This window comes from Citrobacter tructae, assembly GCF_004684345.1.
Lineage (GTDB): Bacteria > Pseudomonadota > Gammaproteobacteria > Enterobacterales > Enterobacteriaceae > Citrobacter > Citrobacter tructae.
Map to the genome: position 1 here is coordinate 25271 of NZ_CP038469.1, position 14946 is coordinate 40216.

Here is a 14946-nt window from a genome sequence, read left to right on the forward strand (position 1 = left end):
AGGTAAAAAACAGCGTTTCATTCGGTGAATGGATAAGGCACAATGCCGGCCACCACAAATTTACCATCGCCAATAGGGGCTTTGGCTAAAGATGTTGGTGTTTCTGGTTAACAAAAGCGGTGCAATATGCAAGTTTTTATCATGCGTCACGGCGACGCGGCCCTCGATGCCGCCAGTGATTCGGTTCGTCCCTTAACCTCCTGCGGTTGTGATGAATCTCGCCTGATGGCGAACTGGCTGAAAGGTCAAAAAGTGGATATCGAACGTGTTCTGGTGAGCCCGTTCCTGCGAGCCGAACAAACGCTGGACGTGGTCGGGGAGTGTATGAACCTGCCAGCCGGTGTGGATGTTTTGCCGGAGCTGACTCCCTGCGGCGATGTCGGTCTGGTCAGCGCCTATTTACAGGCTCTGGCCAATGAAGGTGTCGCCACGGCGCTGGTCATTTCTCACTTGCCTTTGGTGGGATATCTCGTGTCCGAGTTGTGTCCGGGTGAAACGCCGCCGATGTTTACCACATCTGCGATTGCCAGCGTAACGCTTGATGAGAGCGGGAAGGGGATTTTCAACTGGCAGATGAGCCCATGTAACCTGAAAATGGCAAAAGCGATTTAATCAGGCAGGATAAGGCTAAGCCGCTATCCGGAAAATCAAAGAGCCGCAACTGCGGCTCTTTCTGTTTTCCGTACTCAGGGAAGCTCTGGCGGTAGCCACTCCTCCACTTCAACCAGCAACAGCAACGCGGCGTCGCCGCCGTACTCTTTGGGTGCCTGATGAAAAGCCATCACATGCGGGTGTTGTGCCAGCCAAAGTGGTGTTTGCTGTTTCAGGACGTGCTTTCCGTGGCCATGCATGACACAGGCGCAGAAAACGTGTTCACGACGACAGGCGGCAATCAGCGCGCCGAGTTCCTGTTTAGCCTGCTGTTGCGTCAGTCCGTGTAAATCAAGAAACAGCTCCGGGGAATAGTCGCCACGGCGCATTTTCTTCAGTTCAAAGTGGCTGACGTCGGCGCGCAGATATCTTACCGGACCTTCCGTATTCAGCAGCGGCTGAAATTCATCAGAGAAATAGTGGCTGGCATCAGCCTGTTCCTGCAACAGCCTTTTGACCGGCACCTCGGTGATTTTTTTACGCGGTGTCCGATGGACAATAGTGTCCTGCTTAATTTGACGAGTGCCGGTCATCAGCTGGCGAAACAGCGTCTGATCCTCCTCGCTGAGCGATGTTTTCTTTTTCATTTGAGCGTCTCATCTTTTATTTTTCGTTAGTTTAACCCGACTCGGCAGGCATCCGATCGCTTAAAACGCAATTTTCGCGCTCAGGCTCCGCGTGAATGCTGATTTATCGCCGTCTTCGTGGCAAACTAGCCGCCGAATTTAATACGAGCATGCCCTGGAGGAATACGTGGATAAAATTTTCGTTGATGAAGCAGTGAGTGAACTGCATACCATTCAGGACATGTTGCGTTGGGCGGTCAGCCGTTTTAGCGCGGCGAATATCTGGTATGGTCACGGGACGGATAACCCATGGGATGAAGCGGTACAGTTGGTGCTGCCGTCGCTCTACCTGCCGCTGGATATTCCTGAAGATATGCGCACCGCGCGCCTGACCTCCAGCGAACGCCACCGTATTGTTGAGCGTGTGATACGCCGCGTTAACGAACGCATCCCGGTTGCTTACCTGACCAACAAAGCCTGGTTCTGCGGCCACGAATTCTATGTCGATGAACGCGTACTGGTGCCGCGTTCACCGATTGGCGAGTTGATTAATAATCGCTTTGCCGGTCTTATCAGCGAGCAGCCGCAGCACATTCTCGATATGTGTACCGGCAGCGGTTGTATCGCAATTGCCTGTGCGTATGCCTTCCCGGAAGCCGAAGTGGACGCGGTCGATATTTCCACTGATGCGCTGGCGGTGACCGAGCACAATATTGAAGAACATGGTTTGATCCATCACGTGACACCGATCCGCTCCGATCTGTTCCGTGACTTGTTGAAAGTGCAGTATGACCTGATTGTGACCAACCCTCCGTATGTCGATGCGGAAGATATGTCCGATCTGCCTAATGAGTATCGCCACGAACCTGAGCTGGGCCTGGCGTCGGGCAGCGATGGGCTGAAGCTCACCCGCCGCATTCTGGGCAACGCGCCGGACTACCTGTCAGACAACGGTATTCTGATTTGTGAAGTCGGTAACAGCATGGTACATCTGATGGAACAATATCCGGATGTGCCGTTTACGTGGCTGGAATTCGACAATGGCGGCGAAGGTGTATTTATGCTGACAAAAGAGCAGCTGATCGCTGCACGCGAACATTTCAGCATCTATAAAGATTAACGGCACACGCACACACAACAACGATAACGGAGCGGTGATGGCAGGAAACACAATTGGACAACTCTTTCGCGTAACGACCTTCGGCGAATCACACGGGCTGGCGCTCGGCTGTATCGTGGATGGTGTTCCGCCGGGCATTCCTCTGACTGAAGCTGACCTGCAGCACGATCTTGACAGACGTCGTCCGGGAACCTCGCGTTACACTACGCAACGTCGCGAGCCGGATCAGGTGAAGATCCTCTCTGGCGTGTTTGAAGGTGTCACCACCGGTACCAGTATTGGCCTGTTGATTGAAAATACCGATCAGCGTTCGCAGGATTACGGCGCGATCAAGGATGTTTTTCGTCCGGGCCATGCCGACTACACCTACGAGCAGAAATATGGCCTGCGTGACTACCGTGGCGGCGGGCGTTCATCCGCGCGCGAAACGGCAATGCGCGTGGCGGCCGGAGCGATTGCAAAAAAATATCTGGCGGAAAAATTTGGCGTTGAAATCCGTGGTTGTCTGACCCAGATGGGCGATATTCCGCTGGAGATTAAAGACTGGTCTCAGGTCGAGCTTAATCCGTTCTTTTGCCCGGATCCGGATAAAATCACGGCGCTGGATGAACTGATGCGCGCGCTCAAGAAAGAGGGAGATTCCATCGGAGCAAAAGTGACCGTGGTTGCAAGCCACGTACCGGCCGGTCTCGGTGAGCCTGTTTTTGACCGACTGGATGCTGACATCGCTCATGCGTTGATGAGCATTAATGCGGTAAAAGGCGTGGAGATTGGCGACGGCTTCGAGGTTGTTGCGCTGCGCGGCAGTCAGAACCGTGATGAAATCACCAAAGAAGGTTTCCAGAGCAACCATGCTGGCGGCATTCTGGGTGGGATCAGCAGCGGGCAACAAATTGTTGCACATATGGCGCTGAAACCGACTTCCAGTATTACCGTTCCCGGGCGCACGATTAACCGCTTCGGTGAAGAAGTCGAAATGATAACCAAAGGACGCCACGATCCGTGCGTTGGGATCCGTGCAGTGCCGATCGCAGAAGCGATGCTGGCGATTGTATTGATGGATCACCTGCTGCGTCAGCGGGCGCAGAATGCGGATGTAAATACTGACATTCCACGCTGGTAAGAGATGAAAAAAATGGCACTTGCCGCGCTGGCTCTGTTTGCCAGCACGGCCTGCCTGGCGGCGACGCCCTGGCAGAAAATTACTCACCCGGTGGCAGGTAGTGCGCAGTCTATTGGCGCATTCTCCAATGGCTGTATTGTTGGCGCAGATACGCTGCCCGTGCAGTCAGAACACTATCAGGTGATGCGTACCGATCAACGTCGTTATTTTGGTCATCCTGACCTGGTGACGTTTATCCAGCGTCTGAGCAACCAGGCCAATAACCTTGGACTGGGTACGGTGTTAATCGGCGATATGGGTATGCCAGCCGGTGGGCGTTTTAACGGCGGACATGCCAGCCACCAGACGGGACTGGATGTTGATATTTTCCTGCAACTGCCGAAAACGCGCTGGACGCAGTCGCAACTGTTGCGGCCTCAGGCGTTGGATCTGGTTGCACAGGACGGAAAACGTGTCGTTCCGTCATTGTGGAAGCCGGAGATTTTTAGCCTGATCAGGCTGGCGGCAAAAGATAATGAAGTCACGCGTATTTTCGTGAATCCGGCAATTAAGCAGCAACTTTGTCTGGATGCAGGGACCGACAGGGACTGGTTGCGTAAAGTGCGGCCATGGTTCCAACATCGTGCGCATATGCATGTCCGGTTACGTTGCCCTGCCGACAGCCTTGAGTGCGAAGATCAACCGTTACCTCCACCGGGCGACGGCTGTGGCGCGGAGCTGCAAAGCTGGTTCGAACCTCCAAAACCTGGAACCACCAAGCCTGAGAAGAAGACACCGCCACCGTTGCCGCCTTCCTGCCAGGCACTGCTGGATGAGCATGTACTTTAATGGATAATTTTGCCTCTCTGTTTATGGTGTCTCCACTGTTGTTGGGTGTTCTTTTTTTTGTCGCAATGCTGGCGGGATTTATTGATTCTCTGGCGGGGGGCGGCGGTTTACTCACCATCCCTGCGTTGATGGCTGCTGGTATGCCGCCAGCACAGGCGCTGGCAACCAATAAATTGCAGGCCTGTGGGGGATCGATCTCTTCCTCGCTGTATTTTATTCGCCGTGGCGTGGTGAACCTGGCCGATCAGAAGCTCAATATTGCCATGACCTTTATCGGCTCAATGAGCGGCGCGCTGTTGGTTCAGCATGTACAGTCGGACATTTTGCGCCAGATCCTGCCGGTTCTGGTTATCTGTATTGGCCTCTACTTTCTGTTAATGCCGAAAGTGGGTGAAGAAGACCGACAGCGTCGGCTGTATGGTTTGCCTTTTGCGCTGGTGGCCGGGGGCTGTGTTGGATTTTACGATGGTTTCTTTGGCCCGGCCGCCGGATCGTTTTATGCGCTCTGCTTCGTTATGTTGTGCGGCTACAATCTTGCAAAATCGACGGCACACGCAAAAGTCTTGAATGCCACCTCAAATATCGGTGGGCTGCTACTGTTCGCGCTGGGTGGCAAAGTGATTTGGGCCACCGGTTTTGTGATGCTCATTGGCCAGTTTATTGGCGCGCGAATGGGGTCGCGACTGGTACTCAGCAAAGGACAAAAACTGATTCGGCCAATGATCGTCATTGTTTCTGCAGTGATGAGCGCCAAGCTACTTTATGATAATCATGGACAGGAGATTCTCCACTGGCTGGGGATGAACTAATGAACACTACCCATCACTACCAACAGTTAATAGATATTTTTAACGGCTGCTTTGCCGATGAATTTAATACCCGTCTGATTAAAGGCGACGACGAACCGATCTATCTTCCTGCGGATGCGGAATTACCGTACCACCGTATTGTTTTCGCTCATGGCTATTACGCTAGCGCGTTACACGAAATTTCGCATTGGTGTATTGCCGGTAAAGCCCGTCGTGAACTGGTTGATTTTGGTTACTGGTACTGCCCGGATGGGCGTGACGCCAAAACACAATGTCAGTTTGAAGACGTGGAAGTGAAGCCGCAGGCGTTTGACTGGCTGTTTTGCATGGCGGCGGGCTATCCGTTTAACGTCAGTTGCGACAACCTGGAAGGAGACTTTGAACCGGATCGCGTGGTGTTCCAGCGCCGTGTTCACGCCCAGGTAATGGAGTATCTGGAAAAAGGCATCCCTGAGCGTCCAGCGCGTTTCATTAATGCGCTACAGAATTATTATCACACGCCTGAACTTAAGGCGGAACAATTCCCGTGGCCCGAAGCGCTCAACTGAAGCGGCAGCCACGTTCACAATGAGGAAAGAAGATGATCGCGGAGTTTGAATCACGCATTCTGGCACTAATCGACGATATGGTAGAACATGCCAGCGATGATGAGCTGTTTGCCAGTGGGTATTTGCGTGGACACCTGACGCTGGCCGTGGCAGAACTTGACGGTGGCGAGGACCATTCCGCTGAGGCATTGTACGCCAATGTCACCAGCAGCCTGGAAAAAGCCATCAGCGCGGGCGAACTCTCGCCGCGTGACCAGGCGTTAGTGAAAGAGATGTGGGACACGTTGTTCCAGAAAGCGACGCAACAATAATAGTCTTGCGGACCAGGTGACGTTAACTGCTTATCCGGTCCGCAATGATGATCTCATTATTTTACCGCTTTACCCTTCACTAATTTTCTCACCCATAAACGATTCGGATTCAACGCTGCAAGGGTTTCTGCATCCATTGGGATCGGTTCGTCACTCATTTGCGCCGCCAGAATTTCTGCACACAGCGGGGCAGAGCACAGCCCGCGCGAGCCCAGCGCACCCAGCATAAATAAGTCACGGTAACCCGGCGCGCGCGCGGCGGTCTCTTTGCGTTCTGCAAGGTTGGCGTACTGGCTGAGTGTGGCGCGATAGTCCGGTACATTGCCGACCATCGGTAAGTGATCGCGGGTGGCGCAGCGGACGCCACAGCGCGCAGCTTGCTCACTGACATCTACCTCTTTTGCCCATGTGGCATGTGGGAAGCAGTCGATTAAACGCTGGCGATTTTGCTGCTGATCGTCCTCGCGATACACCGTCTCTTCCTCACCGCGATGATAGCTCGCGCCAATACAATGATGCTGATTGGCCGGGTTTTGTGGCGTGAGGTAGCCGTCGTAACATAACACCTGATGCAGCGCCGAAAGTGAAGGCGTGGTGGGGATATGGCTCACCTGGCCGCCGACGGAATAGAGCGGTAACGGCTGGGTCTGATCAAAGCGGTTTATACGGTGGCCATTCGCCAGCACCACCACTTCATGTTCAACGGTTTCGCCAGTGGCAAACTGTAGTTGCCAGTTGTCTTCCTGCTGTGCAAGTGATGCCAGCGAATGTTGATAGAGGGTGCGTAATCCTCGCGTTGTGGCGTAGTCCAGTACGGCAGCGGTCAACTGCGCAGGAGATAGCCATCCTCCGGCAGGATACTGGATACCGCCGCAGTCGGTTGCGACGCCGGTCGTTTGCAAAACCTGCTCAGCATCAACGGCCAGCGCGAGGGCATCGGGTAATGCCAGCGACAGCATCTGGGTTATTTTTTGTTGGCTTTTTTCATCCCAGGCAAGCTGCGTTACCCCGCACCAGTCGTGGGCGAAATCTACCGGCAGGGAGTCATACAGGCGACGGGCGAAGGTGAACGCGGTGGGGAAAAAGAGATTAATGGCAGCATCATGTTTGCTGAGCAACGGATACAGTGCGCCCTGACGATTACCGGACGCGCCCTGTGCAGGTTTATCGTCAGCGCAATAGAGCGTCACCTGCCAGCCACGGCGCAAGAGTGACAGCGACAGCAATGCGCTGGCGATACCGCCACCGATAATAGCCGCCTCACGTTTTTCCGTACCCGTGCGTGAGAACCATGGTGCGGGGGACGAGAAAGCAAGATTTTGTTCCATAACGCCGCACAGCATTTCGCGTTTACGCCCGAAGCCTTTGCATTTTTGCATAGTGAAACCGGCGTCCTGTAATCCCCTGCGAACAAAGCCTGCGGAGGTGAAGGTTGCCAGCGTCCCGCCCGGACGGGCCAGTCGGGCCATCGCGTTAAACAGCGTCGGTGTCCACATATCGGGGTTTTTTGCCGGCGCGAAACCATCCAGAAACCAGGCATCGACCTGCTGGTTCAGGGATTCATCCAGTTTACCGGTGAGGTCGTTAATGTCGCCGAACCACAAATCCAGTGTGACCCGACCTTCATCCAGCAGCAGTCGATGACAACCGGCCAACGGCAGCGGCCACTGGGCCTGTAATGACTCAGCCCACGGAGCAAGTTCCGGCCAGTGTTGATGGGCCAACGTCAGATCGTCACGCGTTAGCGGGTATTTTTCAAAACTGATGAAATGTAATCTTTCCAGGGTAGCATCGGGGTGCGCAGTGCGAAAAGCCGCAAATGCCTGCCAGAGGGTGAGGAAGTTGAGTCCGGTGCCAAAACCGCTTTCCGCCACCACGAATAACGGGCGTGGATGTGTCGGGAATCGGTCTGCGAGATGATTGCCGCCGAGAAAGACATAACGCGTCTCTTCCAGCCCGTTATCATTAGAAAAATAGACATCGTCAAAATCTCGGGAAACAGGTGTACCCTCAGCGTTGAATTCGAGGTTGGCAGGTTGTATCGCGTATTGTTTCACGTAAGTTACTCGTCTGGCTTGCTGTGTCTCGATCTTAACGATGAGTGCCTGAGTGCGCAAATTTCCACATTAAATGGCTGATCGGACTTGTTCGGCGTACAAGTGTACGCTATTGTGCCATTCGAAACTTTAAAATAGTGCGACTTACAGAGGTATTGAATGAAACGTGCAGTGATTACTGGCTTGGGCATCGTTTCCAGCATCGGTAATAACCAGCAGGAAGTCCTGGCATCTCTGCGTGAAGGACGTTCAGGGATCACTTTCTCTCAGGAGCTGAAGGACTCCGGCATGCGTAGCCACGTTTGGGGCAACGTAAAACTGGATACCACTGGCCTCATTGACCGCAAAGTTGTGCGCTTTATGAGCGACGCATCCATCTATGCATTCCTTTCTATGGAGCAGGCAGTGGCTGATGCCGGCCTCTCTGCAGACGTTTACCAGAATAACCCGCGCGTTGGCCTGATTGCAGGTTCCGGCGGCGGCTCCCCGCGTTTTCAGGTGTTCGGTGCTGACGCAATGCGTAGCCCGCGTGGCCTGAAAGCGGTTGGCCCGTATGTGGTCACAAAAGCGATGGGTTCTGGCGTTTCTGCCTGCCTCGCAACCCCGTTCAAAATCCACGGTGTGAACTACTCCATCAGCTCTGCCTGTGCGACATCATCGCACTGTATCGGCAACGCGGTTGAGCAGATCCAACTGGGCAAACAGGATATCGTTTTTGCAGGCGGCGGCGAAGAGCTGTGCTGGGAAATGGCCTGCGAGTTCGACGCCATGGGCGCACTGTCTACCAAATATAACGACTGCCCGGAAAAAGCATCCCGTACTTATGATGCGAACCGCGACGGCTTCGTTATTGCAGGCGGCGGCGGTATGGTTGTGGTTGAAGAGCTGGAGCACGCTCTGGCACGTGGCGCGCATATCTATGCTGAAATCGTTGGCTACGGCGCAACGTCCGATGGCGCAGACATGGTGGCTCCATCAGGTGAAGGCGCAGTGCGCTGCATGCAGATGGCGATGAACGGCGTTGATACGCCAATCGACTACCTGAACTCTCACGGTACTTCTACCCCGGTAGGCGACGTGAAAGAGCTGGGCGCAATCCGCGAAGTGTTTGGCGACAACAGCCCGGCGATCTCCGCAACCAAAGCCATGACCGGTCACTCACTGGGTGCGGCTGGCGTACAGGAAGCTATCTACTCCCTGCTGATGCTGGAACACGGTTTTATCGCACCAAGCATCAACATCGAAGAGATGGACGAACAGGCTGCGGGTCTGAACATCGTGACCAAACCGACTGAGAAAGAACTGACTACCGTGATGTCCAACAGCTTCGGCTTTGGCGGCACCAACGCCACGCTGGTTATGCGTAAGCTGAAAGCGTAAGTTTGACACTGACATCCGTCAATGCCTGCAGCGTTTCGCTAATCAGGTCACAAGGGAGCCGCAAGGCTCCCTTTTTATAGCGTTGACAATAGGTCCAATTTACAGGCAGACTCCAGTTTCAACATTATCCTCATGATAATGCGTAAGCGTTTAACGTTATCCAACGCACCTTAATCCTGATTGTCAGGTAGAGGGGGCGTGGGCATTCCTCGCCTTACTCTGCATTTTGGAGTAACGCATGACAGCAGTAACCCAACAAGAAAAAACACCTTCGGCGAATGTTTCGCTGTTTCGTATCGCTTTTGCGGTTTTCCTGACCTATATGACGGTCGGGCTACCTTTACCCGTCATCCCGCTGTTTGTGCATCAGGAACTGGGCTATGGCAATACCATGGTCGGTATCGCTGTGGGCATTCAGTTTCTGGCAACGGTTTTAACGCGTGGCTACGCCGGGCGTTTAGCCGATCAGTATGGTGCCAAGCGTTCGGCGCTGCAGGGGATGTTTGCCTGTGCGCTGGCAGGTGCGGCGTGGCTATTGGCTGCGCTATTACCGGTCTCCATACCGGTGAAGTTTGCGCTGTTGATTGTCGGGCGTTTGATCCTCGGTTTTGGTGAAAGCCAGTTGTTGACCGGCACCCTGACCTGGGGCTTGGGGCTGGTTGGGCCAACACGTTCCGGCAAAGTGATGTCGTGGAACGGGATGGCGATTTACGGTGCGTTGGCGGTCGGTGCGCCGCTGGGCCTGCTGATCCACAGCCATTTCGGCTTTGCGGCGCTGGCGGGAACCACGATGGCATTGCCGCTGCTGGCGTGGGCATTCAACGGTACGGTCCGTAAAGTGCCAGCCCATACGGGGGAGCGTCCTTCGTTGTGGAGCGTGGTTGGACTTATCTGGAAACCGGGGCTGGGTCTGGCGCTGCAAGGTGTTGGCTTTGCGGTGATTGGCACGTTTATTTCACTCTATTTTGTCAGTAACGGCTGGACGATGGCAGGCTTTACCCTGACCGCGTTCGGCGGTGCGTTTGTGCTGATGCGCATTCTGTTTGGCTGGATGCCGGATCGGTTTGGCGGCGTGAAGGTGGCGGTGGTTTCTTTGCTGGTTGAAACCGTGGGGCTGGTGCTGCTCTGGCAGGCTCCAACAGCCTGGATTGCGCTGTTGGGAGCGGCATTAACCGGGGCCGGATGTTCGCTTATCTTCCCGGCGCTGGGTGTGGAGGTCGTGAAGCGCGTTCCAGCACAGGTGCGTGGGACCGCGCTCGGCGGTTACGCCGCATTTCAGGATATCTCCTACGGCGTAAGTGGTCCTCTGGCGGGCGTTTTGGCTACCGCGTACGGTTATCCCTCGGTATTCCTTGGCGGGGCGATTTCCGCAGTAGTGGGGATTGTCGTTACGCTATTGACCTTGCGCAAACGCTAAACAACGAGCCAGAAAATGGCTAAAACAATCATTAACGCCACAAAAAGCAATCCCGGTCGTGTCGACAGCGATTTGACGGTTTCAATTACCGGCGCGAACGGGCTATATATTGGTTGAAGATGGCGCGGATCGCTTAATTCCCGCTCCCGCTCTGCGCGGCGCAGGAAGATTTGATTAAGTAAATCCTGCACTTGCACTGCGGTAAGAACCGTTTGCGGTTGGAGTTGATATGTCTGTTGGGCATAGTCTTTGATGGCCGCAAATTCATTTGGCTCTAACGGTTGCTTGAGCGCCGCCTGTAGCGTTTGCAAGGTCGGGGCATTTTGCAGGCTTAGCGTCTGGCGCGCCTGTAGCCAGGTGACCAGATGCGTAAACTGTTTGGCGGGGATTAGCTCGCCGCTTTTTACACCGGACAGTTCCAGCATCGACTGCCAGATCATTTTGCTGGATTCTCCGGTGGCAGCCGCCAGCTTTGTGACCAGTTGATTCAGCGTATTGTGTTCGGCGGGTAACAAGGGACGCGCGGTTGCCGGACGTTGCTGTGGTTGAGGAATCGAAAGCTGCCCTTGTTGCAGCAGCGTCAGCACATTCTTCAACTGTTCAGGCGTGAGCTGGCTGAGTGCCGTTTGTCCGTACTGTTGACGGATAAAATCGCTCACCGCCTGGCGGTTATTTCCCTGGGTCAGTAATTCAGTGAGCTGCGCCAGTACTTGACGATTGACATGATTCTGCTGAGCAACACCCAGACGTTGGTTCAGGTTTTGTTCTGCAGCAGGAAAGTGACGCGACTGCAGCGGCGTATCGCTCTTGACGCCAAGATCGTGCTTCATTCCGGCCCACACCTCGGCGCTTTGCTGTTGGGTAAGCGAAATCAGACGAGTAATCAGTCGTTCCAGCACGGTGCGTTGTTGCGTGGATAGCGGTTGTTCGCCCGCAACGGAAGGGGCATTTTGGCCTTCACCGGGAGGGCGCGCGGGCGTACCAGAAATGGGCTGCATCATCTCTATTCCTTAAATCTTTGCTAACCAGGTCTCGCAGTATGCCTGGCGACGAGATTATGGCACACTTGCCCGGTTAACTCTCGTTCTCAAACAGGTGCGAAAGACGTGAAAATCCTCGTTGATGAAAATATGCCCTATGCCCGCGAACTGTTCAGTCGTTTGGGGGAGGTCAAAGCGGTTCCAGGTCGCCCGATTCCCGTCGCAGAACTGGATGATGCGGACGCCTTAATGGTGCGTTCGGTGACGAAAGTCAATGAATCACTGCTTGGCGGAAAACCGGTTAAGTTTGTCGGAACGGCAACCGCAGGCACTGACCATGTGGATGAATCCTGGCTTGCGCAGTCAGAGATTGGCTTCTCCGCCGCGCCCGGTTGCAATGCGATTGCGGTGGTTGAGTATGTCTTTTCAGCATTGCTGATGCTGGCGGAGCGCGATGGTTTTGCGTTAGCCGATCGCACTGTAGGTATCGTTGGTGTCGGCAATGTGGGCGCGCGTTTGCAGGCGCGACTGGAAGCGTTAGGGATCCGCACATTACTTTGCGATCCACCGCGTGCCGACCGGGGAGACGAGGGCGACTTCCGATCACTGGACGAACTGGTTGAGCAAGCCGATATTCTGACCTTCCATACGCCGCTGTTTAAAGACGGTCGGTACAAAACCCTGCATCTGGCCGATGAAGCGCTGATTAGCCGACTGAAGCCGGGCACTATCCTGATCAACGCCTGCCGTGGGCCTGTCATCGACAATACCGCTTTGCTGGCCTGTCTTAATGCCGGGCAACGTCTGAGCGTGGTGCTGGATGTCTGGGAAGGTGAGCCGGATCTGAATGTTGCGCTGCTCGAGAAAGCGGATATCGGCACGGCACACATTGCGGGTTATACCCTCGAAGGGAAGGCGCGTGGGACGACGCAGGTTTTTGAGGCCTATAGCAAGTTTATCGGTCGTGAACAGCACGTTGCGCTGAACACCCTGTTACCCGCACCGGAATTTGGCCGTATCACGCTGCATGGCCCGTTAGATCAGCCAACGCTGAAAAGGCTGGTGCATTTAGTGTATGATGTGCGCCGCGATGATGCGCCGCTGCGCAAAGTCGCTGGAATTCCGGGTGAGTTTGATAAACTGCGTAAAAATTATCTTGAGCGCCGTGAATGGTCGTCTTTGTACGTGATGTGTGACGACGCCGCTGCAGCTACCTTGTTGTGTAAGCTGGGTTTTAACGCCGTTCATCACCCGGCACATTAATGTCTTCTTAATGCTCCCTGTCGAATAATACGACAGGGACGCTTACGTATTTCTGGAGTAAATCACCATGTCTGAAGGCTGGAATATTGCCATTCTGGGCGCAACGGGCGCCGTAGGCGAAGCCCTGCTCGAAACGCTGGCGGAACGCCAGTTCCCGGTCGGTGAGATTTATGCGCTGGCTCGTAACGAAAGCGCGGGTGAGCGCCTGCGTTTTAACGGTAAATCGATAATCGTCCAGGATGTCGCTGATTTTGACTGGACGCAGGCGCAGCTGGCATTTTTTGTCGCGGGCGTTGAAGCAACCGCGGCGTGGGTAGAAGAAGCAACCAATGCGGGCTGCCTGGTGATTGACAGCAGCGGTCTGTTTGCTCTTGAGCCGGACGTCCCGCTGGTGGTACCTGACGTGAATCCGTTCGTTCTGGCGGATTACCGCAACCGCAACGTGATTGCGGTCCCTGGCAGTCTGACCAGTCAACTGCTGTCGGCGCTGAAACCGCTGATTGACGATGGCGGACTTTCTCGTATCACGGTGACCAATATACTTTCGGCTTCCGCCCACGGTAAAAAAGCGGTTGATGCGCTGGCAGGGCAGAGTGCGAAGCTGCTCAACGGTATTCCGATTGATGACGACGATTTCTTTGGCCGCCAGTTGGCGTTCAACATGCTGCCGTTGCTGCCGGACCGCGAAGGCAGCGTGCGTGAAGAGCGTCGTATTGTTGATGAAGTGCGTAAAATTATGCAGGACGAAGGGCTGATGATCTCCGCGAGCATCGTGCAATCGCCGGTGTTTTACGGTCATGCGCAGATGGTGAGTTTTGAAGCATTACGTCCGCTGGCGGCCGAAGAAGCACGCGACGCGTTTGAGCGTGGCGAAGACATTGTGTTGTCAGAAACGACGGATTTCCCGACCCAGGTCCGCGATGCGTCTGGTAGTCCACATCTTTCGGTTGGCTGCGTGCACAATGATTACGGTATGCCGGAGCAGGTACAGTTTTGGTCTGTAGCAGACAACGTGCGTTTTGGCGGCGCGTTGATGGCGGTGAAAATCGCTGAAAAACTGGTGCAGGAGTATATGTACTAATGTCTGACCTGCAACAACTGCCCGTCCATAAAATTGCGCTGGGTATTGAGTACGATGGCAGCAAATATTATGGCTGGCAGCGCCAGAACGAGGTTCGTAGCGTTCAGGAAAAGCTGGAAAAAGCGCTCTCTCAGGTCGCCAATGAACGTATCAATGTCTTTTGTGCGGGACGCACCGATGCGGGTGTTCATGGCACAGGGCAGGTCGTGCATTTTGAAACGACCGCGCAACGTAAAGACGCCGCGTGGACGCTAGGGGTAAATGCCAATTTACCGGATGACATTGCCGTGCGCTGGGTGAAAGCGGTACCGGATGATTTTCATGCACGGTTTAGCGCAACGGCTCGCCGTTACCGCTACATCATCTACAATCATCGGTTGCGCCCTGCGGTTCTGGGTAAAGGCGTGACGCATTACTATGAGCCGCTGGATGCCGAACGTATGCATCGCGCGGCTCAATGTCTGATTGGAGAGAATGATTTTACCTCGTTTCGGGCAATGCAGTGCCAGTCGCGTACACCGTGGCGTAACGTGATGCACATTAACGTGACGCGTCATGGCCCTTATGTGGTGGTTGATATTAAAGCGAATGCCTTTGTACATCATATGGTCAGGAATATTGTCGGCAGCCTGATGGAAGTGGGTGCCAACAACCAGCCGGAGAGCTGGATAGCAGAACTGTTAGCGGCGAAGGACAGAACGCTGGCAGCGGCAACGGCGAAAGCGGAAGGATTGTATCTGGTTGCGGTAGATTATCCGGATCGGTTCGACCTGCCAAAACCGCCGATGGGCCCGCTATTTCTGGCGGACTAA

General features: G+C 54.5%; 15 protein-coding genes. 12 read left to right on the plus strand and 3 right to left on the minus strand.

The features are described 5' to 3' along the window. Nucleotides 1-126: 126 nt before the first annotated feature. Entirely contained in the window at nt 127-612 is a 486-nt protein-coding gene (sixA, locus tag E4Z61_RS00730) for a phosphohistidine phosphatase SixA (protein WP_135321084.1), read from the plus strand. A gap of 74 nt (nt 613-686) precedes the next feature. Here sixA and smrB read toward each other — a convergent pair whose 3' ends face one another. Then, nucleotides 687-1238: an endonuclease SmrB gene (smrB, locus tag E4Z61_RS00735; RefSeq protein WP_135321085.1), complete on the minus strand. Its 552-nt coding sequence runs from the start codon at nt 1236-1238 to the stop codon at nt 687-689. Between the two features lie 166 nt (nt 1239-1404). On the opposite strand from smrB, the gene prmB reads away from it, so the two are divergent. Genes prmB through E4Z61_RS00765 form a run of 6 tightly spaced genes read left to right on the plus strand, consistent with a single transcriptional unit; the run spans nt 1405 to nt 5956 of the window. Continuing rightward, on the plus strand, nt 1405-2337 hold the full coding sequence (gene prmB / locus E4Z61_RS00740) for a 50S ribosomal protein L3 N(5)-glutamine methyltransferase (protein ID WP_135321086.1): 933 nt from the start codon (nt 1405-1407) through the stop codon (nt 2335-2337). Nucleotides 2338-2374: 37 nt separating this feature from the next. Further along, entirely contained in the window at nt 2375-3460 is a 1086-nt protein-coding gene (gene aroC / locus E4Z61_RS00745; RefSeq protein ID WP_135321087.1) for a chorismate synthase, read from the plus strand. Nucleotides 3461-3463: 3 nt separating this feature from the next. Then, a complete protein-coding gene (gene mepA / locus E4Z61_RS00750; RefSeq protein ID WP_135321088.1) occupies nt 3464-4288 on the plus strand; it encodes a penicillin-insensitive murein endopeptidase in 825 nt (274 codons plus the stop codon). Then, nucleotides 4288-5097: a sulfite exporter TauE/SafE family protein gene (locus E4Z61_RS00755; protein WP_135321089.1), complete on the plus strand. Its 810-nt coding sequence runs from the start codon at nt 4288-4290 to the stop codon at nt 5095-5097. Before mepA ends, E4Z61_RS00755 begins: the two co-directional genes overlap by 1 nt. Then, a complete protein-coding gene (locus E4Z61_RS00760; RefSeq protein ID WP_135321090.1) occupies nt 5097-5645 on the plus strand; it encodes an elongation factor P hydroxylase in 549 nt (182 codons plus the stop codon). The genes E4Z61_RS00755 and E4Z61_RS00760 overlap by 1 nt, the downstream gene beginning before the upstream one ends. Nucleotides 5646-5677: 32 nt before the next feature. Further along, a complete protein-coding gene (locus E4Z61_RS00765; RefSeq protein WP_135321091.1) occupies nt 5678-5956 on the plus strand; it encodes a YfcL family protein in 279 nt (92 codons plus the stop codon). A 56-nt stretch (nt 5957-6012) separates the two neighbouring features. On the opposite strand, the gene mnmC is transcribed toward E4Z61_RS00765, so the two are convergent. After that, nucleotides 6013-8013, minus strand: coding sequence for a bifunctional tRNA (5-methylaminomethyl-2-thiouridine)(34)-methyltransferase MnmC2/FAD-dependent 5-carboxymethylaminomethyl-2-thiouridine(34) oxidoreductase MnmC1 (gene mnmC / locus E4Z61_RS00770; protein WP_135321092.1), 2001 nt, complete (start codon nt 8011-8013; stop codon nt 6013-6015). A 159-nt stretch (nt 8014-8172) separates the two neighbouring features. Between mnmC and fabB the strand changes: the two genes are divergently transcribed. Both fabB and E4Z61_RS00780 read left to right on the plus strand, forming a co-directional pair. After that, nucleotides 8173-9393: a beta-ketoacyl-ACP synthase I gene (gene fabB, locus E4Z61_RS00775; protein WP_135321093.1), complete on the plus strand. Its 1221-nt coding sequence runs from the start codon at nt 8173-8175 to the stop codon at nt 9391-9393. A 238-nt stretch (nt 9394-9631) separates the two neighbouring features. Beyond that, on the plus strand, nt 9632-10810 hold the full coding sequence (locus tag E4Z61_RS00780) for an MFS transporter (protein WP_135321094.1): 1179 nt from the start codon (nt 9632-9634) through the stop codon (nt 10808-10810). Here E4Z61_RS00780 and flk read toward each other — a convergent pair. Next, nucleotides 10807-11808 carry a flagella biosynthesis regulator Flk gene (gene flk, locus E4Z61_RS00785; protein WP_135324849.1) on the minus strand — a complete coding sequence of 334 codons (1002 nt, stop codon included), beginning with the start codon at nt 11806-11808 and terminating at the stop codon, nt 10807-10809. The genes E4Z61_RS00780 and flk overlap by 4 nt on opposite strands. Before the next feature lie 108 nt (nt 11809-11916). Here flk and pdxB point away from each other — a divergent pair, with 108 nt between their 5' ends. From pdxB to truA, 3 genes are all read left to right on the plus strand, one after another. Then, a complete protein-coding gene (pdxB, locus tag E4Z61_RS00790; RefSeq protein WP_135321095.1) occupies nt 11917-13053 on the plus strand; it encodes a 4-phosphoerythronate dehydrogenase PdxB in 1137 nt (378 codons plus the stop codon). A 67-nt stretch (nt 13054-13120) separates the two neighbouring features. Then, a complete protein-coding gene (locus E4Z61_RS00795; RefSeq protein ID WP_135321096.1) occupies nt 13121-14134 on the plus strand; it encodes an aspartate-semialdehyde dehydrogenase in 1014 nt (337 codons plus the stop codon). After that, complete coding sequence (gene truA / locus E4Z61_RS00800; RefSeq protein WP_135321097.1) at nt 14134-14946, plus strand: tRNA pseudouridine(38-40) synthase TruA; 813 nt, start codon at nt 14134-14136, stop codon at nt 14944-14946. The genes E4Z61_RS00795 and truA overlap by 1 nt, the downstream gene beginning before the upstream one ends.

Coding starts and splice junctions, on each gene's coding strand:
- truA (WP_135321097.1), top strand. CDS start 14,134: ATGTCTGACCTGCAACAACTGCCCGTCCATAAAATTGCGCTGGGTATT.
- fabB (WP_135321093.1), top strand. CDS start 8,173: ATGAAACGTGCAGTGATTACTGGCTTGGGCATCGTTTCCAGCATCGGT.
- mepA (WP_135321088.1), top strand. CDS start 3,464: ATGAAAAAAATGGCACTTGCCGCGCTGGCTCTGTTTGCCAGCACGGCC.
- E4Z61_RS00780 (WP_135321094.1), top strand. CDS start 9,632: ATGACAGCAGTAACCCAACAAGAAAAAACACCTTCGGCGAATGTTTCG.
- sixA (WP_135321084.1), top strand. CDS start 127: ATGCAAGTTTTTATCATGCGTCACGGCGACGCGGCCCTCGATGCCGCC.
- flk (WP_135324849.1), bottom strand. CDS start 11,808: ATGCAGCCCATTTCTGGTACGCCCGCGCGCCCTCCCGGTGAAGGCCAA.
- aroC (WP_135321087.1), top strand. CDS start 2,375: ATGGCAGGAAACACAATTGGACAACTCTTTCGCGTAACGACCTTCGGC.
- E4Z61_RS00760 (WP_135321090.1), top strand. CDS start 5,097: ATGAACACTACCCATCACTACCAACAGTTAATAGATATTTTTAACGGC.
- E4Z61_RS00765 (WP_135321091.1), top strand. CDS start 5,678: ATGATCGCGGAGTTTGAATCACGCATTCTGGCACTAATCGACGATATG.
- smrB (WP_135321085.1), bottom strand. CDS start 1,238: ATGAAAAAGAAAACATCGCTCAGCGAGGAGGATCAGACGCTGTTTCGC.
- E4Z61_RS00755 (WP_135321089.1), top strand. CDS start 4,288: ATGGATAATTTTGCCTCTCTGTTTATGGTGTCTCCACTGTTGTTGGGT.
- E4Z61_RS00795 (WP_135321096.1), top strand. CDS start 13,121: ATGTCTGAAGGCTGGAATATTGCCATTCTGGGCGCAACGGGCGCCGTA.